General features: G+C 65.0%; 16 protein-coding genes. 7 read left to right on the top strand and 9 right to left on the bottom strand.

Going from position 1 to position 25,011, the window contains the following annotated elements; translation table 11 throughout:
• Window positions 1-79 precede the first annotated feature (79 nt).
• Window positions 80-2,083 carry a UvrD-helicase domain-containing protein gene (locus FG95_RS08295; RefSeq protein ID WP_037555277.1) on the bottom strand — a complete coding sequence of 668 codons (2,004 nt, stop codon included), beginning with the start codon at window positions 2,081-2,083 and terminating at the stop codon, window positions 80-82.
• Window positions 2,084-2,087: 4 nt separating this feature from the next.
• A complete protein-coding gene (locus FG95_RS08290; protein WP_052182206.1) occupies window positions 2,088-4,136 on the bottom strand; it encodes an ATP-dependent nuclease in 2,049 nt (682 codons plus the stop codon).
• Window positions 4,137-4,754: 618 nt separating this feature from the next.
• Between FG95_RS08290 and FG95_RS08285 the strand changes: the two genes are divergently transcribed.
• The 4 genes from FG95_RS08285 to FG95_RS08270 all read left to right on the top strand — a co-directional run bounded on the left by FG95_RS08285 (window position 4,755) and on the right by FG95_RS08270 (window position 8,440).
• Window positions 4,755-4,982, top strand: a complete 228-nt coding sequence (locus tag FG95_RS08285) for a helix-turn-helix transcriptional regulator (RefSeq protein WP_037555235.1) — start codon at window positions 4,755-4,757, stop codon at window positions 4,980-4,982.
• Entirely contained in the window at window positions 4,979-5,185 is a 207-nt protein-coding gene (locus tag FG95_RS08280) for a hypothetical protein (protein ID WP_037555234.1), read from the top strand. The genes FG95_RS08285 and FG95_RS08280 overlap by 4 nt, the downstream gene beginning before the upstream one ends.
• 73 nt (window positions 5,186-5,258) lie before the next feature.
• The gene (locus tag FG95_RS08275) at window positions 5,259-6,896 is read left to right on the top strand and encodes a recombinase family protein (protein WP_229667087.1); all 1,638 of its coding nucleotides are present in this window, start codon (window positions 5,259-5,261) and stop codon (window positions 6,894-6,896) included.
• 170 nt (window positions 6,897-7,066) lie between these two features.
• Window positions 7,067-8,440: a M20/M25/M40 family metallo-hydrolase gene (locus FG95_RS08270; RefSeq protein ID WP_037555232.1), complete on the top strand. Its 1,374-nt coding sequence runs from the start codon at window positions 7,067-7,069 to the stop codon at window positions 8,438-8,440.
• 79 nt (window positions 8,441-8,519) lie between these two features.
• On the opposite strand, the gene FG95_RS08265 is transcribed toward FG95_RS08270, so the two are convergent.
• The gene (locus FG95_RS08265) at window positions 8,520-9,113 is read right to left on the bottom strand and encodes a TetR/AcrR family transcriptional regulator (protein WP_037555231.1); all 594 of its coding nucleotides are present in this window, start codon (window positions 9,111-9,113) and stop codon (window positions 8,520-8,522) included.
• Between the two features lie 33 nt (window positions 9,114-9,146).
• Here FG95_RS08265 and FG95_RS08260 point away from each other — a divergent pair, with 33 nt between their 5' ends.
• From FG95_RS08260 to FG95_RS08250, 3 genes are all read left to right on the top strand, one after another.
• Window positions 9,147-10,334 (top strand): aromatic ring-hydroxylating oxygenase subunit alpha, encoded by a 1,188-nt coding sequence (locus tag FG95_RS08260; protein WP_037555272.1) that lies wholly within the window; start codon window positions 9,147-9,149, stop codon window positions 10,332-10,334.
• Window positions 10,335-10,437: 103 nt separating this feature from the next.
• Window positions 10,438-11,655 (top strand): FAD-dependent oxidoreductase, encoded by a 1,218-nt coding sequence (locus FG95_RS08255; protein WP_037555229.1) that lies wholly within the window; start codon window positions 10,438-10,440, stop codon window positions 11,653-11,655.
• The gene (locus tag FG95_RS08250) at window positions 11,652-13,256 is read left to right on the top strand and encodes a phytoene desaturase family protein (RefSeq protein ID WP_037555228.1); all 1,605 of its coding nucleotides are present in this window, start codon (window positions 11,652-11,654) and stop codon (window positions 13,254-13,256) included. Before FG95_RS08255 ends, FG95_RS08250 begins: the two co-directional genes overlap by 4 nt.
• Here the strand turns inward: FG95_RS08250 and FG95_RS08245 are convergent.
• The 6 genes from FG95_RS08245 to FG95_RS08220 all read right to left on the bottom strand — a co-directional run bounded on the left by FG95_RS08245 (window position 13,218) and on the right by FG95_RS08220 (window position 24,754).
• Window positions 13,218-14,474 carry an amino acid permease gene (locus FG95_RS08245; protein ID WP_081933070.1) on the bottom strand — a complete coding sequence of 419 codons (1,257 nt, stop codon included), beginning with the start codon at window positions 14,472-14,474 and terminating at the stop codon, window positions 13,218-13,220. The genes FG95_RS08250 and FG95_RS08245 overlap by 39 nt on opposite strands.
• Window positions 14,475-14,532: 58 nt before the next feature.
• Window positions 14,533-16,959, bottom strand: coding sequence for a TonB-dependent receptor (locus tag FG95_RS08240; RefSeq protein ID WP_037555225.1), 2,427 nt, complete (start codon window positions 16,957-16,959; stop codon window positions 14,533-14,535).
• 140 nt (window positions 16,960-17,099) lie between these two features.
• Entirely contained in the window at window positions 17,100-18,914 is a 1,815-nt protein-coding gene (locus FG95_RS08235; protein WP_037555223.1) for a tetratricopeptide repeat-containing sulfotransferase family protein, read from the bottom strand.
• A gap of 11 nt (window positions 18,915-18,925) precedes the next feature.
• Window positions 18,926-20,539, bottom strand: coding sequence for a DsbA family protein (locus FG95_RS19845; RefSeq protein WP_052182205.1), 1,614 nt, complete (start codon window positions 20,537-20,539; stop codon window positions 18,926-18,928).
• A 54-nt stretch (window positions 20,540-20,593) separates the two neighbouring features.
• Window positions 20,594-21,997, bottom strand: a complete 1,404-nt coding sequence (locus FG95_RS08225) for a M48 family metalloprotease (protein ID WP_200880174.1) — start codon at window positions 21,995-21,997, stop codon at window positions 20,594-20,596.
• A 144-nt stretch (window positions 21,998-22,141) separates the two neighbouring features.
• Entirely contained in the window at window positions 22,142-24,754 is a 2,613-nt protein-coding gene (locus tag FG95_RS08220) for an Rne/Rng family ribonuclease (RefSeq protein ID WP_037555221.1), read from the bottom strand.
• Window positions 24,755-25,011 lie beyond the last annotated feature (257 nt).

The following is a 25,011-nucleotide window of genomic DNA, read 5'->3' as shown; positions in this document are numbered from 1 at the left end:
AAACGCCCGGCGGCGGTTGCGGTACGCAGGTGAACACATCGTCGACATATTTGAACGCGCGCGTAGGGCGAAGAGCTAGCTAGGGCTCCGCCGGCTCCGCGGCGGCACAACAGTCTATGACCTCCCAGCCGCGACCCGTCAAAATATCGAGCTCCCCTGCGTCAAAGACATCCTTGCGCATCGCGACACACAGAAGATGCGTTGGACGGGTCATCGCCACATAATGGAGTTTCAGCCGCCCCAGGGTACGCGAGCCCTCGAACACCTGCCGGCCGCGGTTGTTCACCATCGATCCGCCCGCCTTCGCACCCAGCAACCAAGGCTTGAGCTCGCTCAGGTGATGATTATAATAATAGCTGTCGAGGACGAGCGTAGCGGTATGCGTCTCGCCTTTCACCGAGTGGATCGAGCCTAGGCGTATATGTACCTCCGGCGCTTCGCTAGGGTAAGCGAAGAGATTGTCGGTGCGCGCAAATATCGCCTCTTGGTCCGTTTGAGCCGGTACGGGCGGCCAGGCGAGGAAGGCATTGGCGGCGGCGCCAAGCGCTGCAGTGCCGCTCAGAACCTTGACAATCTCCACCGCGAGGGGAAGCCCATTAACCTCCCAGTCGGGGGAGGCGAATTCGCCGCGACCGGATAGGATCAACTCCAGAAACGCGAGGTAATGGGCGCGAGCATCGCTATCGGCGAGATAGTCGAGCATCCGGCGATGCGGGGATTTTCGAGCAATCCTGCCATGCGTTCCCCCAGCAAGTTCGCTCGCTGCTAGCAGCGCCGCCGCAGCCGCGTTGATCAGCCGTTCGGTGTTTCCTGAGCCCGCCGTCTCGAAGCGCGCTCGCGCGAGATATTGGGCGAAGCGATCCGGCGCCGTTTCCCGCCGCGCGCAGCTTGGATCATAGCTCGGGACATAATGCCCCATCGCGTGGGGCACGCGGCCATTTTGATCGAGTTCGTGCACCCCGGCGACCGCAGTAAATGTGCCGGCCGCGAGTGCTGCCGCGTCGAACGATGCGACGAGATGCGCACCGAATTTCGGAAGGACCGACTGCACCGATGCGTCGTCGAACAGGAATATCGCAGGCATTTTCGGCTCGGCTGCGATGTGTGGCGGCGGACCGGCGCCGACAAGCGCCTGCGGCGTGACGCCGAAGCCCTTCACCTCGTCGGCAAGGCTTTGGCTGAAACGATAGCTGCGCGGCAAGGGGTGGACGGCGGCGCCGGGAAATGGATCGGTCTCGGCGCCGGCGAGGCCCGGCTTTGCATAAATCGCCTGGTTTGAATCGCCGAAGCGCTGCCGGCGCACCGGTCCGTCGCCCGCACAGAAGATGCGGTGCAGCAGCGCCGACTGCTCTTCACTGTTATCCTGGGCTTCGTCGATGAAGACTAGCGGGAAGCGCTGGCGCAAATCATGGGCTGCCTCAGGTCGCCGGTCGAGCAGGTCATTGGCCCAGACGAACATTTCGTCGAAGCAGAAATAGCCCTGCTCGCTAAACTTGCGGCGGGCCGCGATTATGAGCTGGCCCGTCGGTGTGTGAGGCCCGAACTTGCCGACCTTGCCGCCGGTATAGTCAGGACCGTCATAGGCCATCGCAGCCGGCGTCAGGTGGCTTCGCTCCAGCGCGATGCGCGTTGTGTACGGCAATTCGTACCAACGCTTCGCGAGCGCGATCTGCGTATCGATGCAGCGGACGTTGAGTCCATTTGATCTGAGCCACGGCAGCGCCAAATATTCATTCACAAAGGAATGGATCGTCCCGACGAAATGCGGATACCGCATCAGTGCAAGCCCCGCCGCCGAGTTGCCAAGTTTCGTCCCAATCTCGTTGCGCGCCGCGTTTGTGTGCGACAGAACGCAAATGCCCTGCTTCCGATGTGGCCATCGCACGGCCAGCACGGCAAGCTTGGCGACGAGGAGTGTGGTCTTGCCGCTGCCGGGGCACGCCTCAAAATCGACGCTATCGAGCCTCCGCATTGCCTGGAAGCGGCTTTCGTCGCCATCCACCGGTGCGAATCCGTTGGGGCCCAGTCCCATCAGGCTGGCGGCCCAAGGCACATCCTGCTCGCGGATCAAATCGTCGAACATGCGTTCAGCCCGCCGCGATCGGGTCGGCAGGGACCCCGCCTGCGGCAGCCGCGCCGCCGGCGTCGTCGAATGGCACGGTGACATGCGCGATCGCCGCCACGGCATAGGGCGGCAGCAGCGCGCGCAGCGCGCCCGCATTCAGAGCGCCGGCCTTGAACGCGTCCTCGAGTATCTCGGCAAGATATTGCGCGGCAATCGCCTTCGACGCTTTTTCGACCTCGAATTGAGCGTAAATATGCGAGCTGAGCGTCGGTTGATCGTGCCCGGCTCCCGCGAGCGCACCGTAGGCGGCATCAGCCGCGCCGATCACATCGGCCTTCACCGCGGTGCCGGCATTCAATTGGTCGTCGGCGAGCGCCAGCGCCGCCGCACGCCACACCAACTTGCCGAGGCCGTGGAAGGCGAGATCATATTCGAGCGTCCACTCGTCGGAGACGAAAGTTTCAACGCGCTGTTCCGAGGCTTTTTCGCGGCGCGCTGTGCGGCGCACGTCCAGTCCGGCGCCCGGAAAATCGGCCTTGCGTCGCCATTGCCGGCGGGAAGGTGGTATGGTGGGCACGGGCAGGCCCGGCTCGAGCTTGCCGATGATCCACGGCGCCATGTCGGGCATCACGTCCATGTCGGTAACGCAGGCGACAGGGATGTTGATTACCCCGTCCGTTTCGGGGTCAGACCGCATGAAGATGCGCGCGTAACGGCCGAGGCCGACGCCTCCCACATTGACGAGCGAAACTCCATGCCGGTGGAGGTCGCGGTCGAGCAACTTTGCGATCACCGGGAGCAGAATCGTCTCGGCATCGCCTTCCACGATCAGCACCGCGCGTGCAAAGAACAGGTTCGCCTTGGTCACGTCGAGGAAGCGTTCGAGAAAGCGATAGTCGGACTTGCTGAGTTTGGTCTTGCCATGCCCCAGCGGAAAGGCGCGCGCGCCTTCGATGAGCACAAGATTGTCGAGGCGGAGGTCGGAAGCGAGGTTCGGGCTATGGGTCGTCACGATGATCTGGATTCGCTGTCCATCCGCGCGCTGCTTTTCGGCCTGCTGTTGAAGAAAGGACATCAGGCGAAGTTGTCGTTGCGGATGAAGATGCGCCTCAGGCTCCTCGATCAGCAGCAACGGAAAGCCATCGCTCTCGGCAGCGAGCAACAGTAATTCGCAGGCCATGAACAAAAGGTTGTTCGATCCAAGACCGCGGCTGTGCGCGCTGTCGGCGTCGGCGGAGGCCGTCAAGGCAAGTTCGAACTTTTCGAGGAGCTGGCGAAGTCGCAGATTATCTTCTTGTCCGCCGGCGATCCCTATCCGCGCGAGCAGCAGGTCATTCGCAAATGAGAGCGGCGCGAGATAGTCTTCGTTGAGCCGCTTGCGTGCTTGTTTGATCCCCGCGTTTTCGCCGAACAAATGGCTCGAATAGTCGCCTAGCCCCAGGACACTGAGCGCTGCAGGGTCGACGGGCGGGTTGGCGTCACGGTCAAACGCTTCGCCCGTCTCGCGAATTTCCTTCGTATGCTGAAGGATCTGCGAAAGCCGCGAGCCCCGGCCCGCGCTCATGGCACGCTCGGCATCGCGCAGCGGCCTTAAATATGTCGCGGTGAGCAGCGAGCGCGCCCCAAAATCGAGCAGAGGGCCGTCGCCCTTGGCGCCGGTGCGCCATTCGGGGGGCAGCACCCGGCGCGAGCTTCCTTCCTTGCTATTGCGCTTGGCTATCCAGGTGACGATGAGCGCCGTCTCGGCCGCCGCGCCCTCGCCCTCATAGGTGAGATATTCTGCGAAGGCACCGCGATCGGCAACAGTGAGCCCGCGGAATGTCAGACGGATCAAAATTTGCTCGGCGCGGTCGGCCTCGGGTGCGGCCTGGTGAAAGTCAACCGGGTCGAGGCGCAGTAAGTCATGATCGCGCGTCCCCAATACCAGCCGCAGCGCGTCGACGACCGCGGTCTTGCCCGCATCGTTTTCGCCAATTAGCGCGGTAAGGCCAGGGTTTAGCGGCAAAACGAACGCCTTTTCCGCAGCGCCGAATGGCCGAAAATTCTCGATCTTTATCTCTGAAATGTACACGGCTCACCCCTCAGCAAAGCAGGCTAGCAAAAGGAAGTGGTGAGAGAAACCGACTGCGCAGCAGTCCTGCCAAAATGGTCCTGAACTTCTTGGGCCCCGCTCAAGTTATTGAAAAGCTCGGTCCTCTCCACTGGTGGCCGATTGTCCCGCTCACGCGCCATCGCAACGCGCAATAGATCGGCTTGCTAACACGGCTCTAAAGCGGCTCGAGAAGAGCAGTGTGAGGGCAAGGCCGCCACTCGTCAACGAGAAGACAAATGACCGCTTTCGGGTCTGGCGCGAATACGTCCGGAACGGCAGGCTTAGGCGCAAACCTGCCGATCTCTGCTCGAAAATAGATTGCTTCACGCAACAGACAGGGCCGAGTCGAATCGGCCCTTTCAGTCTAGGGCTACTCGGGAGGGTGCCAATCTTGGCACCAAACGTCTTCGCTGGGACAGCATGGGAAATTAATTTCGGCCCAAATATCGCACGCTGGGCAACGACAAGAAACGACAAGAAACGACAGGACACGACAGGGCAGTTGGCACCATTTTTGGCACTCTTGCGCGATTAGTTCGGATCGCCAATTCTATACCCAGGGGAGCCCAACCGAAGCCAGCCGATGGAGTAATTGCCATGCCCGTCTCCGATAGGATCATCCGCCTACCGACCGTTCTCAATCGCACCGGACTGTCCCGGTCCACCCTCTACCGCAAAATCGCCGAAGGCACCTTCCCGGAGCAGGTGCGTATCAGCGTCCACGGTGCCGGGTGGCGGGAGTCGGCCATCAATCGGTGGATCGCCGATCCGCCCGGCTACCGCGCCGAGAATGACAATCGGCCCATCGGTGATGGGCCGGTATGAAAAAGGACGAAGCGCCGCGTTCGCGGCCGCTCACGGCCGCGAATGACAACTCTTCCGCACTTGCTCCTGCCGCCGTTGACGCGGCCCTGACGCGCATCGCAGAGGCGATCGGACGACACATCGCGCGCGAGCACATCAATGCCCGAAAAGCCGCCAACGACAATGACGTCGCACCGAAAAACCCGAAGGCGCCAAAGCATTGACCATAGGGTGTTCGCACAGGACACTGTCTTAACCGGCTGTGCGGGGCTTTGTCCCGCCACATGAAAGGAAGACATGATGATCCGCGCCGCGCTCTATGCCCGCTATTCCTCCGACCAACAAAATGCCGCGTCGATCGCTGACCAGCAGCGCATCTGCCGCGAGCGCGCTGAACGCGAAGGATGGCAGATTGTCGGGAGTTTCGAGGATGCCGCCATCTCGGGCGCGAGCATGATCCTGCGACCCGGTGTCCAGAAGCTGCTCGCCGATGCGCAGGCGGGGAAGTTCGACATCGTGCTCGCCGAAGCGCTCGACCGGGTGTCGCGCGACCAGGCCGATGTCGCGACCTTCTACAAGCATTTGCAGTTCGCACGCGTGCCGCTCATCACGCTTGCCGAAGGCGAAATCTCCGAGCTGCATGTCGGGCTCAAGGGCACGATGAACGCGCTGTTCCTGAAAGACCTCGCAAAGAAGACGCATCGCGGTCTGCGCGGGCGTGTCGAGAAGGGCTTCTCTGCCGGAGCGGTCGGCTATGGGTATCGCATGGTCCGGCGGCTGAACTGCGAAGGCGAGCTGGTGCGTGGCGAACGCGAGATCGATCCGGCCCAGGCGCTGATTGTCGAACGCATCTTACGCGAGTTCGCGGCGGGCAGGAGCCCACGCGCCATCGCCTGCGACCTCAATGCCGAAGGCATCGCAGGCCCGGCAGGAAAGCCGTGGCGCGACACGAGCATCCGCGGCGATGTGCGCCGGGGAACCGGCATCCTCAACAACGAGCTATATGTCGGTGTGCGCGTCTGGAACCACAAGCATAGTGTGAAAGACCCGAACACCGGCAAGGAGGTCACCCGGCTCAATCCTGAATCCGAATGGATCAGGAATGCGGTTCCCGAGCTTCGCATCGTCAGCGATGCGCTCTGGGAAGCGGTCAAGCGCCAACAGCAGATGCTTGCCGAGCGCTACGCATTGGTCAAGGAAGCGGCGCAGTCGAGGAGCGCGCAAGGGCTGCGCCGTCCAGCCTATCTGCTCTCCGGGCTGCTCGAATGCGGCACTTGTGGCGGAACCTATGCTGTCGTCGTCGGTGATCGCTATGGCTGTGTCGGCCATCATCGCAGCCGTAACTGTTCCAACGGCCGGACCATCCGGCGTGAAGAAATCGAACGCCGTGCGCTTGCCGGTATCGCCGAGCGGCTGGTGTCGGCTGACAAGATCGAAGCTGCTGTCGCGGCTTATGCTGCGCATATTAATCGCGAGAACCGCGAGCGACGGATACAGGCCAACGCCGACCGGCGGGCGCTCGCGAAGGTCGACAAGGCGGTTGCGGGCATCATGGCCGCGATCGAGGACGGGCTGTATCAGCCCTCCATGAAGGCACGCATGGCCGAACTCGAACGCGAGCGGGTCGAGATCAGCGCGCGGCTCGCGGAAGCGCCGCAGGACGTTCCCGACGTGCATCCCGGCATTGCGGAAATCTATAAGCGCAAGGTTGCGAGGCTCACCGAGACGCTTGGCGATCCCGACACGCTGCTCGATGCTTCATCCGATATACGCTCGCTTGTCGGCAAGATCGTCCTTTATCCCGGCGACAGGCGCGGGGAGGTCCATGCCACTCTCCATGGGTCGCTCACGGGTATCCTTGACTTTGTGAACGACAACCCGCAGCCCGGTCACCGCCGAGTTATAACAAAGGTGTCCTCGGGTTCGCCGGGATGACGATGATAGTAGGGCCACTTCCGGTCGAAAGCCGCCCTTTAAATATTTCGCGCAGAGGCCGCAGAGATCGCGGAGTTGGGGTGCTCTCCTCTCTGCGATCTCTGCGGCCTCTGCGCGAATCATTCTGACCGCGCTTGCGATCCGCGCCAAGGTCGCCATAGTCCGCTCCCATGCGAAACCTCACCGCTCCGCTCGCCCTCGCCGCCGCCCTGCTCGCCGCCGCGCCCGTCCACGCCAAGCCCGCCGACCCCGCGGTGGCGAAAAAGATACTCAAGGACAGCGTCGCGATCCCGACCGTCGAGGGCCGCGGCAAGGTGCCCGAACTCGCGGCCTATTACGCCGGCGTGCTCAAGGCGGCGGGCTATGCCGACGCCGATATCGAAATCACCCCGATGGGCGAGACCGCGACCTTCGCCGCGACGCTCCACGGCACGACCAAACAAAAGCCGATCGTGCTGCTCGGCCATATGGACGTCGTCGAGGCCGACCCCAAGGACTGGACGCGCGACCCCTTCGTGCCGGTCGAGGAAGATGGTTATATTTTCGGGCGCGGATCCGAAGACAACAAGTTCGACATCGCGATGATGGTCGCGACGATGGCGCAGCTGAAAAAGGACGGTTTCAAGCCGAAGCGGTCGATCATCTTGGCTTTGTCGGGCGACGAGGAAACCTCGATGACGACGACGCGCGCGCTCGCGGCCAAATATAAGAATGCCGAATTCGCGTTGAATGGCGACGGCGGCGGCGGGCTGATCGCCGAGGACGGCAAGCCGCAATATTACGGGCTGCAGGCGGGCGAGAAGACTTATGCCGACTTCACGCTCGAAGTCACCAACCCCGGCGGCCACAGCTCGCGCCCTTCGGACGTCAATGCGATCGTCCAGCTCGCGAACGCGCTCGCCAAGGTCGGTGCCTATCGCTTCGCGCCGCAGCAGAATGAGCTGACCAAAGTCGGTATGCCGATCGTCGCCGAGCAGGTCGGCGGCGAGATCGGCGCGGCGTTGAAGGCCTTTGCCGCCAACCCCGCCGACGCCGCGGCGATCGCGACGATCCGCGCCGAGCCCGAATATGTCGGCCAGATCGGCACCACTTGTGTGCCGACTTTGGTCAAGGGCGGCCACGCCGAAAATGCGTTGCCCCAGCGCGCGACCGCGAACATCAACTGCCGCATCTTTCCCGGCGTGCCGGTCGAAACGGTGCGCGCCGAGCTCGAAAAGGTGATCGCCGACCCCGCGGTCAAGGTGAACACCGATCCCGACGCCAGCGCCAGCGATGCCTCGCCGCTGCGCCCCGATGTGATGGCGGCGGTGAAAAAGGCGGTGCACGCACGCGCGCCCGGCCTGCCGATCATCCCGTCGATGAGCGCGGGCGCGACCGATAGCTATCATTTCCGCGCGCAGGGCGTGCCGAGCTACGGCGTCGCGGGGCTCTTCTCGAAAGCGAGCGACAGCTTCGCCCACGGCCTCAACGAGCGCGTGCCCGTCGACGCGATCGCCCCCGCGCTCGCGCATTGGGACAGCTTGCTGCGCGATTTGTCGAAGTGACTCCTTCTCCCCTCGGGGGAGAAGGATACGCAGCCTTGCCGCGAAGCGGCTAGGCGAAGTTGGATGAGGGTGAGGGCGGTTAGGGCAGCAACGCCCCCACCGCCCTTTCGACCATCGCCGCCGCCGCTTCGGCGCCGAAGCTTTCGGGGTCGAGCGACAGTTCGAGCCACAGCCCGTCGACCATCGCGGTGAGCATGATCGCGAGCCGCCCGGCGTCGGCCGCGCCGCAAAGGGCAAGCAGTTCGCCGAGCCGCGCGCGATAGCCCGCGTAACTTTCCGCATGGATTTCGGCCATACGGGGATCATTTCGCGACAGCGCCCAGAAGGCGGTCCATGCGCCGAGCAGTTCGGGATCGGTCACCGGCGGGCGAAAGCTGGCGGTCAGATAGGCGGCAAGGCGCGCGCGCGGATCGTCGCCCGCCGCCTCGACGGCTTCGGCAAAAATCGCGTCCATCCGGTCGCTCGTCGCCTGATAGGTTGCGGCAACCAGATCGTCGATGCCGCCGAAATAATGGCGCAGCAGCCCCGGCGATACGCCGGCCTTTGCGCAGATCGCGCGCACGTTCGTCCCCGCCAGCCCATGTTCGGCAAGGCACGCCGCGGCCGCCTCGATCAGGTCCGCCCGGCGGGCATGGGCGCTTTCGCGCGTAAAGGCTTGGCGAGCGGCGGTCATATTGTTATACGCATGTATAACAAGGACCCGATCATGGCAACGCTACGCGACACCTTCGACAACTTCCAGAACGTCGACCCCTTGGGCGGCTGGTCGCTCCCCGCCTGGACCTACAGCGACCCCGACTTCCACGCCGCCGAGATCGACCGCATCTTCCGCCCGAGCTGGCAGGTCGTCTGCCACGACAGCGACATCCCGAACTCCGGCGACTGGCACAGCATCGATTATTGCGGCGAGAGCGTCATCCTCGTCCGCGGTACCGACCGCATCGTCCGCGCCTTCACCAACGTCTGCCGCCACCGCGGCTCGCGCCTCGTCGACGGCGCGGCGGGCTGCGCGAAGAAGCTCGTCTGTCCCTATCACGCCTGGACCTATGAACTTGATGGCCGGCTGACGGGCGTGCCCGATTCGGCCAGCTACCCGACGCTCGACAAGGGCAAGGCGGGGCTCGTTCCGGTCGGGCTCGAACAATGGCGCGGTTTCTGGTTCGTGCGGCTCGACGACGACGGCGGTCCATCGGTCGCGTCTATGATGGCGCCCTATGAAGCGATGATCGAGCCTTACCGCTTCGAGGAGCTCGGCGCACTCGGCCGCGTCACGCTGCGCCCGCGCGAGGTCAACTGGAAGAATGTCGGCGACAATTATTCGGACGGCCTCCACATTCCCGTCGCGCATCCCGGCCTGACGCGCCTGTTCGGCAAAAGCTATGGCGTCGAGGCCGAAGAAAATGTCGATCGCATGTGGGGCGATCTGATCGACCGGCCGTCGGCCAACTGGTCCGAGCGCATGTATCAGCGGTTGCTGCCGCCGGTCCCGCATCTGCCCGAAGCCAACCAGCGCCACTGGCTCTATTTCAAGCTCTGGCCCAATGTCGCCTTCGACATCTATCCCGATCAGGTCGATTTCATGCAATGGCTGCCGACCGGGCCGACGAGCTGCCTGATCCGCGAGATCAGCTATGTCCTGCCCGACGCCTATTCCCAAGAGTGGCGCCGCGAGATGAAGGCCGCGCGCTACCTCAACTGGCGCATCAACCGCCAGGTCAATGCCGAGGACACCGCGCTGATTACTCGCGTCCAACAGGGCATGCAGTCGAAGAGCTTCTCGATGGGGCCGCTCAGCGACAAGGAAGTCTGCCTCAAGCATTTCTGCGCGCGGATGCGCGACATCATCCCCGAAGCGCGGCTGGAGCGGGCGCCAGCGGCGGGGTGGAGCCGATAAGCTTCCCCTCCCGCTTGCGGGAGGGGTTAGGGGAGGGGCGGTTCCCTCCGACGTCGAACGGGACAGGCCCTCCCCCGGCCCCTCCCGCAAGCGGGAGGGGAGCATGAGCGATCATCCGGTCATCATCGTCGGCGGCGGGCCCGCCGGCATGGTCGCGGGGCTGCTCTTCGCGCGCGCCGGGGTGCGGGTGACGGTGCTCGAAAAGCATAAGGATTTCCTCCGCGACTTCCGCGGCGACACGGTGCATCCCTCGACGCTCGAGCTGTTCAGCGAGATCGGACTGCTGGGGGAACTGCTCGAGGAGCCGCACGCCGCGATCGACACGATGACGCTCAATCTGCTGGGTGGGCGCTATACGATCGCGACGATGAAGCATCTGCCCGTTGCGGCGCCCTTCGTGGCGATGATGCCGCAATGGGACCTGCTCGATTTCATCGCGGGACAGGGTAGGCGCTACCCGACGTTCGACCTGCGCATGTCGACCGAGGCGACCGGCCTGACCTATGACGGTGCGGGTCGCGTCAGCGGCGTGACGCTGGCGACCGGCGAGACGCTGCAGGCGCAGCTCGTCATCGCCGCCGACGGGCGCCGCTCGGTGCTGCGCGACGCTGCCGCGCTGCCGCTTCACGATCTCGGCGCGCCGATGGACGTGCTGTGGTTCCGTATCCCCGTGCCCGCGGGCATGGATATGTCCGAAGTCGCGCTCGGCACGATCGACAAGGGCGGCATGGTCGTCGCGATTCCGCGCGGCGATTATTGGCAATGCGCGCAGATCATCGAGAAGGGCGGCTTCGCGCCGATCGAGGCGAAGGGCATTGCCGCCTTCCGCGAGCGCATCGTCGAGATCGCGCCCGGCCTCGCCGCCGGAATCGATGCGATCCGGGGCTTCGACGACGTCAAATTGCTGTCGGTCGCGCTCGACCGGCTGACGCGCTGGTCGCGCCCGGGGCTGCTGGCGATCGGCGATGCCGCGCATGCGATGTCGCCGGTCGGCGGCGTCGGGATCAACCTCGCGGTGCAGGACGCGGTGGCGGCGGCGAACATCCTCGCTGCGTCGCTCGCCGCGGGGGCCGACCCCGATCCGTTGCTCGCCAAGGTGCAGGCGCGGCGCTGGAAGCCGACGGTGCGGATGCAGGCGCTCCAGCGCGCCGCGCACCGGCGCGTCGTCGAACCGATGCTGCGCGGCGAAATCACCCGCGTGCCCTTCGCGGTCCGCCTGCTCGACGCCATCCCGCTGCTCCGCCGCATCCCGGGCCGCATTCTCGGCCTCGGCTTCGGCGGGCAGCATGTCCAGTCCCCGCTCGCCAAGGAATTTTCATGACCAAGCCCTATGACGCCCTCATCATCGGCGCCGGCCACAACGGCCTCGTCTGCGCCTTCTATCTCGCGAAGGCTGGGCTGAAGGTCCGCATCCTTGAGGCGCGCGACGTCGTCGGTGGCGCCGCGGTGACCGAGGAATTCGCGCCGGGCTTCAGGAATTCGGTCGCAAGCTACACGGTCAGCCTGCTCCAGCCCAAGGTGATCGCCGACATGAAGCTCGCTGATCATGGCTATCGGGTGATCGAGCGGCCGATCAGCAATTTCCTGCCGCAGGAGGACGGAACCTATCTGAAGCTCGGCGGCGGGCTCGAACGCACGCAGGCCGAGTTCCGCAAATTCAGCAACCGCGATGCCGAGGTGCTGCCGCAATATTATGACGCGCTCGAAAATGTCGCCGAACTGCTCCGCGACTTGGCGCTGCGCGTCCCGCCCAATGTCGGCGAGGGGCTGCGCACGCTGCTCGATGGGGCGCGGCAGGGCCGGCGCTTTGCGGGACTCGGTCTCGAACAGCAACGCGACGTGCTCGACCTCTTCACCAAGTCAGCGCGGACGATGCTCGACAGCTGGTTCGAGAGCGAGGCGGTCAAGGCGGCCTTCGGTTTCGATGCGGTCGTCGGCAACTATGCCAGCCCGGACACGCCGGGCAGCGCCTATGTCCTGCTCCACCACGTCTTCGGCGAAGTGAACGGCAAGAAGGGCGCGTGGGGGCACAGCGTCGGCGGCATGGGTAAGATCACCGAAATCATGGCGAAGGTCTGCCGCGATCATGGCGTCGAGATCAGCCTCGAAAGCCCGGTCGCGAAGGTGCTGGTCGACGGCGGCAAGGCGGTCGGGGTCAAGCTTGTCGGCGGCGAGGAAATCGCCGCGGCGCGCGTGATCGCCAATGTCGGGCCAAAGCTGCTCTACGAACGGATGATGGACGCGAGCGACCTGCCCGCCGACTTCCAGCGCCGGATCAAGGGCTTCCAGGCGGGCAGCGGGACGTTCCGTATGAATGTTGCGCTTTCGGAGCTGCCGAAGTTCACCTGCCTCCCCGAGCCCGGCGAGCATCACCAGTCGGGAATCATCCTCGCGCCGACGCTCGACTATATGGATCGCGCCTTCCTTGACGCGAAACAATATGGCTGGTCGAAGGCGCCGATCGTCGAAATGCTGATCCCCTCGACCGTCGACGAATGTCTCGCCCCACCGGGACAGCATGTCGCCAGCCTCTTCTGCCAGCAATTCGCGCCCGAGCTTCCCGGTGGCCGCGACTGGGATGATGAGGAGGAAATCGCCGCGGACACGATCATCGACACGGTCGAAAAACATGCGCCGGGTTTCCGCGCGAGTATCATCGCCCAGACGCGCCTGTCGCCCAAGGGGCTCGAACGCAAGTTCGGCCTCGTCGGCGGCGACATCATGCACGGCAATATGAGCCTCGACCAGCTCTGGGCGGCGCGCCCGATATTCGGCAACGGCGGTTATCGCGGGCCGGTGAAGGGCCTTTATATGTGTGGCGCGGGCACGCATCCCGGTGGCGGCGTCACCGGCGCGCCGGGGCATAATGCCGCGCAGGTCATCCTACGCGACCGGGGCCTCTTCGCGCCGCGATGGCGCTGACAATCGCGTCCAGATATAGAGCGGCAGCCCCGCCGCCATCAGGATCAGGCTCATCGCGCTGACGCCCGCTCCGGCGCCCCATAGCGTCCATATCGCATAGGCGAGCCCCGCGAGCGCGACGGAGATCGCGACGCGCAGCCGCAACGCCGCCGCGGCGCAGGCGAGGTAGAGCCACAAGGTTACCGAGGTCGAGAGGATCGCCATGAAGGTGAACATCTCGCTCGTCGACTTGCTGTTGTTCAGGATGACGCAGACGGTCGCGATGGCGCTCGACAGCAGCAGTGCCGCGGCGGGCGTGCCGTGGCGGTTCGTCCTCGCGAACCAGGCGGGAAGCAGCCCCTGTTCGGCAAGCCGCGCGGGCTGTTCGGCCTGGATCAGCGTCCAGCCGTTGAGCGCGCCGAGCGCGCTCACTGCGGCAAAGGCGGCGATCCACATCGCGGGGCCATGGCCCCAATAGGTTTCGGCGAACAGCGCGAAGGGCGCTTCCGAGGTTGCGACCGCGGCGGCGGGAAGCATCAGCGCGATCGCCGAACAGACGATCAGATAGAGGAGGCCGGTTGCAAGCGTGCCGATGATCGTTGCGCGTGGAATGGTGACCGTCGGGTTCGCTACCTTGTCGGCGGCGACGCTCGCCGATTCGAAACCGAGCAGCGCCCACAGCGTCAGGATCGCCGATCCGCTGACCGCGGTCAGCGAGAGCCCTTCGGCAGGAAATGGCGTGATCGTCACGGGCTCGCCGCGTCCAAAGGCGATGGGGATCAGCACGACGACGGTGACGAGGGGGATCAGCTTGATCGCGAGCGTGACGATCTGGAAGCGTCCCGCCGCGCGCGCGCCGCGCCAGTTGATCGCGGTGACGAGCCAGATCAGCGCAATCGTCGAGATTGCCATATGATCGCCGATCGCGGGGACGAAGAGGCCGAGGAAGGAGACGCTCGCGACCGCGAGCGTGACGTTCGCGGTCCATACCGAGACCCAATAGGCCCAGCCGATCATGAAGCTCGGGACCCGTCCGAAGGCAAGTTCGACGAAGGCGGTCGGTCCGCTCGCTGCCGGAAAGGCGACGGTGAGCCGCGCGATGACGAAGGCAAGCGCGAGCGCGCCCGCAATCGTGATCGCCCAGCCCGCGACGCCGTTCCAGCCGAAGGGCGCGAGGCTGGCGGGGAGCAGAAACACGCCCGACCCGATCATATTGCCCATGACGAGCGCGATGCACATCGAAAGGCCGAGCTTGCGGCCCGGCCTTTCGCTGCCGGTCGAAAAATCGCTCACCCGGTCAGAATTCCTTGCTGACCTTGATCCCGATCAGGCGCGGACGCACGACCGTGTCATAGAAGACGCCGCCGTTCGCGGTGACGCCGTCGGGGTCGCCGCAGGTGGTTTCGAGGCACTGGACCCCCGCGTTGATCACGCCGTTGCTGTCGAACAAATTGGTCGCGAAAAGCTCGGCTTTCCAGCTATCGCCCTTCACTCCGAGGCTGATGTCAGCGGTCGTATAGGCGTCGAACATGCCCTTAATGCCGTTTTCGAGTGTGCGCACGTCACTGCGTCTTTTGCCGATATGATTGACCGCGAACTGGACATGCCCGCCAAGGCCACCGACGGGGAATTCATAGCGCGCGACGATATTGCCCTTGAACTTTGGCGTGATGGGCAGGCCGGCGCCCTTCGGCGCGAGCAGCGCATTTTCGGCGCCGTCGGCACCCGGCAATGTGCAGTCGAAAGCGTCGTTGGCGATCGCGCAGAAATCGCGGCGGATCTCGGCGTCGTTATAGCTCATGCCCGCGTTGATCGAGAAACCGTTCTGCCGATAACCGAGGTCGAGTTCGACCCCGCGAATCCGCGCGATGCCGGCATTGCGGATTTCGCTGAGCCCGTTGAGGCCGAGGAAGGAGAGCTGGATGTCGTTCCAGTCCTGCTGATAGATCGCGCCGTTGAAACGCACCGGACCCCAGCTCGTCTTCCACCCGAATTCATAATTGTCGAGCGTGTCCGAGCCATAGGGCGGGAGCGATCCGCGCCGGTTGATGCCGCCGGGACGGAAGCCGCGCGACCAGGTCGCATAGACGAGTGCATCATCGCTGAACTTGTAGGTCAGGTTCAGCTTGTGGATGAAATCGGTCTTCTTCGTCCTCTTGTCGAGGTTGGTGCAAGGCGACCCGTCGACCACCGCCGGTCCCTGGCACGCATAGACCGGATTGCTGCTGAATCCGGGGTTGTTGTAGCCGAAAAAGCCGACAAGGCTGTTGTCATATTTGTACACGCGGCCGCCGCCGGTCAGCGTCAGCCGGTCGGTGATATCGAAACTGATCTCGCCGAAGGCGGCATAGTCGCGGTCGACGCGGATCTGCTTGGTCAGCCAGATATTGTCGACGGTGCCGGGTACCTGCAGGTCGTCGGACAGGTCGTCGATGATATAATGCTGCTCGATATTGTGCTTTTGCCGCTGCCAGAAGATGCCACCGATGAAGCGGATGCGCGCATCGGCGGGCGAGGCGACGCGGGCTTCGAAGAAGTTGCGCCGATAGCGGTCGATGCCCTGGATATACTGGTTCGGGCTGATCTGGTCGCCGGCATTGTCGTAAAGATAGACCGCCGATCCATAGAGCGCGTCGTAGAAATAGGCATAGTCCGAATAGTCGCTCTCGACGTCGGTCTTGCGGCGAAGATGCCCGCCGGTCACTGTCAGATCCCAATTGCCGAGCTTGCCTTCGATCGTCAGCGCGGCCTGCAGCCATTTGTCCTTCGACGATTCGGGATTGTACTGGACCGTCTGCAGCTTGCCGGTGACCGCGCTCGACCGTTCCTGCGCAAAGCTGCCGTTGGTCTTCTGGATCTGGCCCATGATCGTCGGGCGCAGCGTCCAGTCTTCGTCGAGATCGATGCCGAGCGCGAGGCGCGCGCCATAGGTGTCGGCGTCGTTGTAATTCTTCTCGGCAAGCGCCGCGTTGGTCTGGACGATGTCGTCGCCGGGCAGGTCGACCAGATCGTCGCCGACATATCGCTTGATCGGATAGGTGCGGCTACCCGGGATATTGTCGATATAGCCCGCGTCGTGGCGATACCAGCCGACGAGGCGCAGCGCCGCGCGCTCGCCGAGCGGGGCGTTGATGAAGCCCTCGACGACGCCGCCGAAATCGCCGTGCGCGACATTGTTGAGCTCGACGCCGACCTCGCCATAGGTGCCGCTGGTGTCGGGCTGGTTGGTGACGAGCTTGATCGTGCCCGCCATCGAACTCGCGCCATAGAGCGTGCCCTGCGGCCCGGCGAGCGCCTCGACGCGCGCAAGGTCATAGGCGTGGATGTCGAGCGCGCCCTGGATCGTCGTGATCGGCATTTCATCGAGGTAGGTGCCGACGGTGGGCAGCGAGGCCGAATGATTGGCATTTTCGCCCGATGCGACGCCGCGGAAATAGACCTGGCTGAACCCGGGCGCGGCGGTCTGGATCGTCACCGACGGAAGGAATTTGACGACGTCCTGAAATTCCTTGACCTGCAACTCGTCAAGCCGTTCGGTCCCGATCGCGGTGATGGCGAGCGGCACGTCCTGCAGATTCTGTTCGCGCTTCGACGCGGTGACCACGATGTCGCGGTCGTCGTTTATATTGGCTTGCTGTGCGAGCGCGGTTCCCGACGTGCACAATATCGTGCTGCCGAGCAGAAAGGCGCCGCTGTTTGTAAATGCTGCCGATAGCTTCCGCATGAGATCCCCCTCAGATGACAGTCATGTGACGGAGAATGACCGAGTGCGGCGCGAGCGCAAGCATTGTTGTGCGGTGCAGCGGTTGTTGGTCGAAAATGTCGCGGGCTGTTGCCCAAAGGCAACGTTTCGTCGCGGGCGCTTCAGCCGAAATCGGCGGGTACGGCTGGATAGGCGGTGAGCACGGGCCCCAGCGCGCCTTTCAGCGGGGCGAGCCATTCTTCATAGGGCCGCCACTGCCCGACGCCGTCGCGGTTGATCGGGCGGCGCACCTGTTCGCTCGACGCGGTGCGGACGGCGCGCGCGTTGACGTGAAACGCCATGCACCCGTCCTCGAACGGCTGGCCCAGCCAGGCGAGCATCGCGCGCACCTCGGCCTCTGGGTCGTCGAGCAGCGCTTCGTGGATCACGCGGTAGACGCGCCCGGGCTGCACGGCGTCGATATGCGCCATCAGCCGCACATAATCCCGGTAATAAGCGCCGACGTCGGCGAGGCCGTAGCTGAACGCCTGTCCCTTGGCGAAATGCTGACGGAAGTTCGAAAAGCAGCAGTCGAGCGGATGCCGACGCGCATCGATGATCTTCGCATTTGGCAGCACCAGCCGGATGAACGCGGTGTAGAGCCAGTTGTTCGGCAGCTTGTCGATGTAGAAGGGTTTGCCGGTCTTGCGCTGCACGGCGGTGCGATCGAGGAAGGCCGCGCCGAGTTCGGTGAGCCGGGCGAACGGGGTTTTGGCCAGTGCCTCGATCCAGCGGCGTCCGTCCTGCTTTGCCTCGCGGCCGAGCCCGAGCGCGAGCGCCGGGATGTCGGGCAGTTCCATCGTGCCTTCGATCGCCGAGTGGCAGCTCAGGATCTGTTCGATCAGCGTCGATCCCGCGCGCGGCATGCCGAGGATGAAGATCGGGTCGGGCGCCGGATTGCCCGCCCCGGCGCGCGCGCTGAAAAAGTCGGGCGTGCAGGTGGCGATGATCGCATCGACCGCCGCGCTAGTGTCGGCGGAGCGATAGCCGAGTTGACCCGACCGGATGGCGTTGCCCGCGGCATAGTGGCGAAAGGCGGGCGCATGGTCGCCGGCATCGTCATAGGCCTTGCCAAGCGCGAAATGCAGGTGCAGCCGGTCGTCGGCGCGCGTTTCGCCATCGGGTTCGGCGGCGGCGAGAGCCGCTTCCATTTGGCCCCGATCGCCCGCGTCGAAACGGATCGTCTTGAGATTTGCGAGACTCCACCAGATTTCGCCGAGCCCCGGGTCGGCGGCAAGCCCGCGGCGATAGGCCGCGATGCCGTCGTCCTGCCGCCCGACCGTCTTGAGCATATGGCCATAGCTCATCCACAGCTTGGCATGACCGGGAAAGCGGCGGGTCAGCTCCTCGTAGAGCGCGAGCGCCTCGTCATAGCCGCCGATGCGGCCGAGCGCGGCGGCGCGGAGGTTCGCGTGCGCGGGATTGTCGGGGTCCTCGCCAAGCACGGCATCGAGCGTCGCGGCCGCGTCGGCAAAGCGGTTCTGCTTGTAATAGACGGTCGCAAGATTGGCGCGCGCCGCGCCGAAGCCCGGCGCGAGCTGCAAGGCGCGCGACAGCAGCTTTTCGGCATCCTCATAGCGCCCGAGCCGCCCCGCGACTTCGGCGAGCATCCGGATCGCGGCGACATCGGTCGCATCCTCGCGCAGCCGCTGGCGCAACGTACCCTCGGCGTCGGGAAGGCGATTTTCGGAAAGCGCGAGCGCTGCGTCAACCATCGCGTCGTCGTGGATTGTCGCCGAAACCGCAGCGAGCGAAGCGCCCTGCGCCTCCTCCTCGCGGCCCAGCGCGCGGAGCGCCTGCGCGGCGAGCCGGTGCGCCGCTGCCGAGGTAGGCACTTCGTCGATGATCGCCTGCGCCTGCGCGAGCGCCGCGCCGGGCTGGCCGTTCAAAAGCTGGCGGGCGTTGGCGAGTGCCTGGTCGAGCGTGACGGTCGCCAATGCCGCTTGCCTCAGCTTTTTGCCGCGCGGGCCTTGCCGACCGCCTGACGCAGCGCGTCATAGCCGATCTGGCCCTGGAACAGCTGATCGCCGACGATCCAGGTCGGGGTGGCGTTGAGCTGGAGCTGGGTCGCGATCGCGAGGTTGCTGTCGAGCTCGCGCTGGAACAGTGCCTCGTTCGCGGTCGCGTCGGCGCTGCCGTCGGTCACGACACCCGCCTTTTCCGCCGCGGCCGCGATGGCGGCGGGTTCGAGCGACGACGCCTGGAACATCGCATGGTGGAAGGCGTCATATTTGCCCTGCCGCGCGGCGGCGAGCGCCATGATCGCGGCGTCGCGGCTCTGCGGGGCGATGATCGGCAATTCGCGGAACACGACCTTCAGGCGCTTGTCCTCGCGGATCAGCCGGTCGACGTCGGGCACGCTCGCGCGGCAGAAGCCGCAGGCATAGTCGGTGAAGACGACCAAAGTGACGTCGCCGTCGGCGTTGCCCGCCCATGCGCCGGCATAGGGTTTTTCGAGCGCCGGGCGGATCGCGTCGATGGCCCTCGCGATTTCGCCCTTGCGCTGCGCTTCGAGCGCCTCGGGAATGATCTGCGGGTTGGCCTTGATATAGTCGGCGACAATGGTTTCGACCTCGCTCTTGCTCATCCCGCCGCCGAACCGTTCGCCCAGCCAGAAGGCGAGCGCGAGGAGCAACAGGCCGCCGAGCGCCAGGCCCCATATGCGTGTGGAAACGCCTTCCATCCCGGCCCCCTTGATTTGCGGCGAACGCTGCGACGCCATCGCTTTGGTGTCTGTAGTTTTTTTGGCCGGCTGCGCGATCGGCGAGCGGTCGTCGCCTTCCATCATGCTCGCCGCGTTTTCGGGCGCGGGCTTCGCCATCGCCGGAATCGCGGCGTCGCCCGCGAACAGCGGCAGGTCGGGCGCTGCGGCCTTCGTCGCAGCGGCCTTCGCTTCGGCTTCCTCGCGCGCGAGCAATTGTTCGAGCCCCGACGGCGGCGGTGCCATTTCCTCGCGCGGCGCGGGGCGCAGCTTGGTCGCGGCGTCGCCCAGCTGTTCGCGCAGACTTTCGCCGCTCGCCTTGGCGATATCGACGACGCCCGCCCTGGTTTTGCCCGCAACCTCGCCGAGTCCGCGCCCGGCGTCGCTCGACAGTTTCCGGGCCTTGTCTCCGAGCGCCATCTTCTCCCAGGCGTCGCCGCTCGCCTTGGCCGCGGCGCGGCCCGCCTTCGCAGATCCGCGCCCGGCGGCGCGCGCGGCGCGAGTGGTGACGGCGCCGGTTTTCGCGGCGAGTTCGCGCGAGCGGCGCGGAATCTCCATCGCCTCGACGCGCGCGGGGATGTCGGCGCGTTCGCCGACGCGGATCGTCCAGTCGGCAAAGGCCTCCGCGCCGTTGCGGATACGGTCCCACAGATTCGCGGCGCCTGCCTTGATCGCTTCAGGCTTCACCAGTGGCTCGCCGCGCGGCTTCTCGGGTTTGCCATATCGCGTCAGGTCGATGCCGACGGGCGGCTCTTCTTTCGGTTTCGCCAGCCCTTCGCCTTGCGTCGGCGCGCCCATGCCCGGCGTCGGCGCGGGGTCGCGCAACCACGGCTGGTAATAATCGTCTTTTTTATCAGTCACTTGTTGCCCTTGCGCATCATTTTAGCGATGCGGTCCCCGTTAATCCTACTGAATCTAACGCCGTTTGCGCTCGCGTTCCACCTCGGCGCGGGCCACCATCGAAATATCCTGTGCACGGATCCAGTCGGGGGAGCCTTGGGGCAGTCCCTGCATCGCCATTTCGGCATTACGCAGCGCGAGCCCCGCCTGTCCACCCTCAAGACTGTAACGCTCGGCCGAGGCGAGCGCCGCGCGCGCCTGATCGCCCTTGTTCGCATAGACGATGCCGAGCTGATACCAGGCGAAGGGATTCTGGTTGTCGAGCGCAACCGCGGTTTTCAGTACGCGCTCGGCCTCGGGATAGTTGGCCGGGTCCTCGGTCGCGATCAGCGCATGGCCCAATGTCGCGCTGATCAATGGCTGCGAGCGCGACTGCGACACCGCCTTGCGCAGCGGGGGGATCGCTTCCTCGGGGCGCCCCGATTCGAGCAGCACCTGGCCTTCAAGCTCGAGAAAATAGGGATCGTTCGGATTCGTCGCGAGCAATCCCTCGACCTCTGCCAGGGCCTTTTGCGGGTAGGCGCTCTTGTGCCAGGCATAGGCGCGGGCGTAGCGCGCCGGGATGCTGCTGTTGCTTTCGGGAAATTTGCGCAACGTCCGCTCCGGCTCGGACATATAGCCCGACAGCTTGGCCTTGATCCGCTGGAATCTCTTTTCGATCGCGGGGTCAGCGGGCTTGTTCCATGCCGGATCGATGACATAGACCTCGCGCAGCGTCTGGATGCGGTCGCCCGACATCGGATGGGTGCGGCCATAGGCCTGATCATCGTCCTGCTTCACCGCATAGCGGAATTCGAGATTCTGCAATTTCTTGAAGAAGGCGAGGCTGCCGCGGCCGCTGATCCCGGCCTTCGACAGATATTGCGCTCCCGCGGCGTCGGCGGTCGATTCCTGGACGCGGCTGAAGGCGAGGAATTTGCCGAGCGCGGCCTGCTGGCCCGCCATCATGATGCCCATTCCCGCCTCGCCGCCGCCCGCCGCAATCGCCGCGGCGCCGAGCAGCAGGCTGAGCAGCGAGATACCGCTCGCCGCCTTTGCGCCTTCGTTGACGCGGATCGCGTGACCGCCCATGACGTGGCCGAGTTCGTGCGCGAGCACGCCCTGCACCTCTTCGGCGCTGTCGGCGGCTTCGATCAACCCGCTGAAGACATAGATGTCCTGGCTGCCCGCGACGAAGGCGTTGATGCTGCGGTCGCCGAGGAGATGGACGCGCACCTGTCCCGGCTGGAGTCCCGCCGCGACGGTGAGCGGGTCCATCATGTCCTGGAACAGCGCCTCGGTCTCGGCGTCGCGCAGGATCGATTGCGCCATCGCGGGGCGCATCGCGATCGCGAACGTCGCCAGCAAGATCAGCAGGATACGGAAGAAGGGGCGCGGCCTTTGCGCCCCGGACGCGGGTTGCGGCGGGAAAGCGGTCATCCCCGCCCTTCTTGCGCCGCGCGCCTGAACCCCGAGTGAAGCCATGTGGGCTTATTGGGGTTCAGGTTGCGCGGACGCAAGATCAGCTCGCGATTTCTGCGATCAACTGCCGCGGTTTAATTGCCGCCCGATCGGCTTGGACGATCAATTGCCAAAGGTGCGCTGCCACCAGCCGCGGCGCGGTTCGCCGTCGGGACCTTCCTCGCCCTCGTCGCCATTGGCGGCGACCGGTTCGGCGTCGCGCGTCGTGGCGGCTTCGGGCGCGGCCTCGGCGGCGACGGCCTTCTTGGCGCGGCTCGCACGCTTTTTGGGCGCGGGCTTGGCGGGTTCGGCTTCGGGCTCAGGCGCCGCTTCGGCAACCGGCGCTGCATCGACGGCCGCAGCCGCCGCTTCGGCTTCGGCCGCTGCCTTGGTTTTGCGTGGCGCCCGCTTGCGCTTCGGCTTCTCCTCGGCAACCGGTGCTTCTTCGGCGACCGGTTCGGCGGCTTCGGCCACTTCGACCGGCGCCGCTTCGGCTTCGACTACCGCCTCGTCGGCGACGTCCGCGGTATCGGCCTTCTTGCGGCTGCGTCCACCACGGCGGCGGCGCGGCTTGGCTTCGGCCTCCTCGGCGTCCGCTTCCGAAGCAGCCTCGACAGTTTCGGCCGGCGCGGTTTCGGCTTCGTCGGCGCTGTCGCCATCGCGATCCTCGCCGCCTTCGCTGCCTTCACCGATTTCATTGCCTTCTTCGTCGCGGCGACCACGACGGCCACGGCGTCGACGGCGGCGTCGCTTGCGCCCGTCGCCATCGCCTTCGCCCTCCTCGCGGTCGCGCGATCGCGCAGGACGTTCGTCGGCAGCTTCCTCTTCGGCTTCTTCTTCCTCGTCCTCGGGATAGTCGTCGTCATCCTCGATCGGCGCGATCGGGGCGAAGCTGCGCCGCGCGACCGGCGGCGGGCCGCTCACTTCGACCGCCATGCGCGCGCCTTCGGTCTCGCCGTCGGGCAGGATTTCGACCGTGACGCCGTAAAGCTCTTCGATCTCGCGCAGTTCGCGGCGCTTTTCGTTGAGGAGGTAGAAGGTCGCCTCCTGGCTCGCGCGCAGGGTGATCTTGTTGCCCTTGCCGCGCGCGGCTTCCTCTTCGATCAGGCGCAGCGCGCTCAGGCCCGCCGAGCTCGCGGTGCGGACAAGCCCAGTGCCTTCGCAATGGGGGCAGGGGCGCGTCGAAGCTTCGAGCACGCCGGTGCGCAGGCGCTGGCGGCTCATTTCCATCAGGCCGAAGCCCGAGATGCGGCCGACCTGAATGCGTGCGCGGTCGTTCTTCAGCGCCTCCTTCATCGCACGCTCGACCTTGCGGACGTTCGAGCCATGATCCATGTCGATGAAGTCGATCACGACGAGCCCCGCCATGTCGCGCAGGCGCAGCTGGCGCGCGATCTCGTGCGCGGCTTCGAGGTTGGTGTTGAGCGCGGTCTGCTCGATATTATGCTCGCGCGTCGAGCGGCCCGAGTTGATGTCGATCGAGACCAAAGCCTCGGTCGGATTGATTACCAGATAACCGCCCGATTTGAGCTGGACGACGGGGTTTAGCATCCCCGCGAGCTGGTCCTCGACGCCGTAGCGCTGATAGAGCGAGACGGGGTCGGCATATTGCTTCACGCGGCGCGCGTGGCTCGGCATCAGCAGCTTCATGAACTGCTTCGCCGCCTTATAGCCCTCGTCGCCCTCGACGAGCACTTCCTCGATGTCTTTATGATAGATGTCGCGGATCGCGCGCTTGACGAGGTCGCTGTCCGAATGGATCAGCGCGGGTGCCGAGCTGCCCAGCGTATTCTCGCGGATCTCGTCCCACAGGCGTGCAAGATAGTCGAAGTCGCGCTTGATCTCGACCTTTGTGCGGCTCATTCCCGCAGTGCGGACGATGCAGCCCATCGTCGGCGGCAGGTTGAGCTCGTCGATCATCGCTTTCAATTTGCGGCGATCGGCGCCGTTCGAAATCTTGCGGCTGATCCCGCCGCCGTGCATCGTGTTCGGCATCAGCACGCAGTAACGGCCGGCGAGCGACAGATAGGTGGTCAACGCCGCGCCCTTGTTGCCGCGCTCTTCCTTGACGACCTGCACCAGCATCACCTGGCGGCGACGGATGACGTCCTGAATCTTGTAGCGGCGGCGCAGCGACATGCGGCTCTCGCCATCCTCGTCGTCATTGCGGCGGCCCCGTCCGCGACCCCGTCCGCCCTTGCGGCCGTCACGCCCGCGGCGCTTGCGATCGCCGCGGCCATCCTTGCCTTCTTCGGCGCCTTCTTCGCTTTCGCCATCCTCGGCATCGCCGTTTTCGGCGGCCTCTTCCTCGTCGCCATCTCCATCTTCGCCGATGGTTTCAGGGACAGGGGCATCGCCATTTTCGTCTTCGTCGTGATATTCGACATCGGCGACATCGCCCTCGAGCTCGTCGAGATCCTCCTCGGCGCGCTGCGCGGCGGCGGCGGCATGTTCGGCCTCTTCGCGCAGCAGCGCGTCGCGGTCTTCCTTCGGAATCTGGTAATAGTCGGGGTGGATTTCGCTGAAAGCGAGGAAGCCGTGGCGATTACCGCCATATTCGACGAATGCCGCCTGCAGCGACGGTTCGACGCGGGTCACCTTGGCCAGATAGATATTGCCCTTGAGCTGCTTGTGCTCGGCGGACTCGAAATCAAACTCCTCGATTCGGTTGCCCTTGGTGACGGCGACCCGGGTTTCTTCCCGGTGCCGCGCGTCGATCAACATGCGCGTGGTCATTAGATACACTCCAAGCGCGCCTCGGCGCGCCATCAAAAAATCCCGCTAACCCTCCTTGCGGAAGGCCGCGGCGGATACGGGTGAAAGGAAAAAAGACGTTATTGCCGAAAGGAGCCTGCGTCCGGTCCTGGACGCGCATGCGGTCTTCAAATCCGGCGACGACCGGGGCGAAAGCGCCCGCGTCGGGATTTGAAGAGGGCATGGCAAGCCTCATACGGCATCAACCTGTTACGGGATGAGCGGGCGGGGGGGGGGGG

It is taken from the genome of Sphingopyxis sp. LC363, assembly GCF_000756385.1.
Taxonomy (GTDB): domain Bacteria; phylum Pseudomonadota; class Alphaproteobacteria; order Sphingomonadales; family Sphingomonadaceae; genus Sphingopyxis.
Note: the sequence above shows the minus strand (reverse complement) of the source record. Positions and strands in the feature narration are given on the sequence as shown.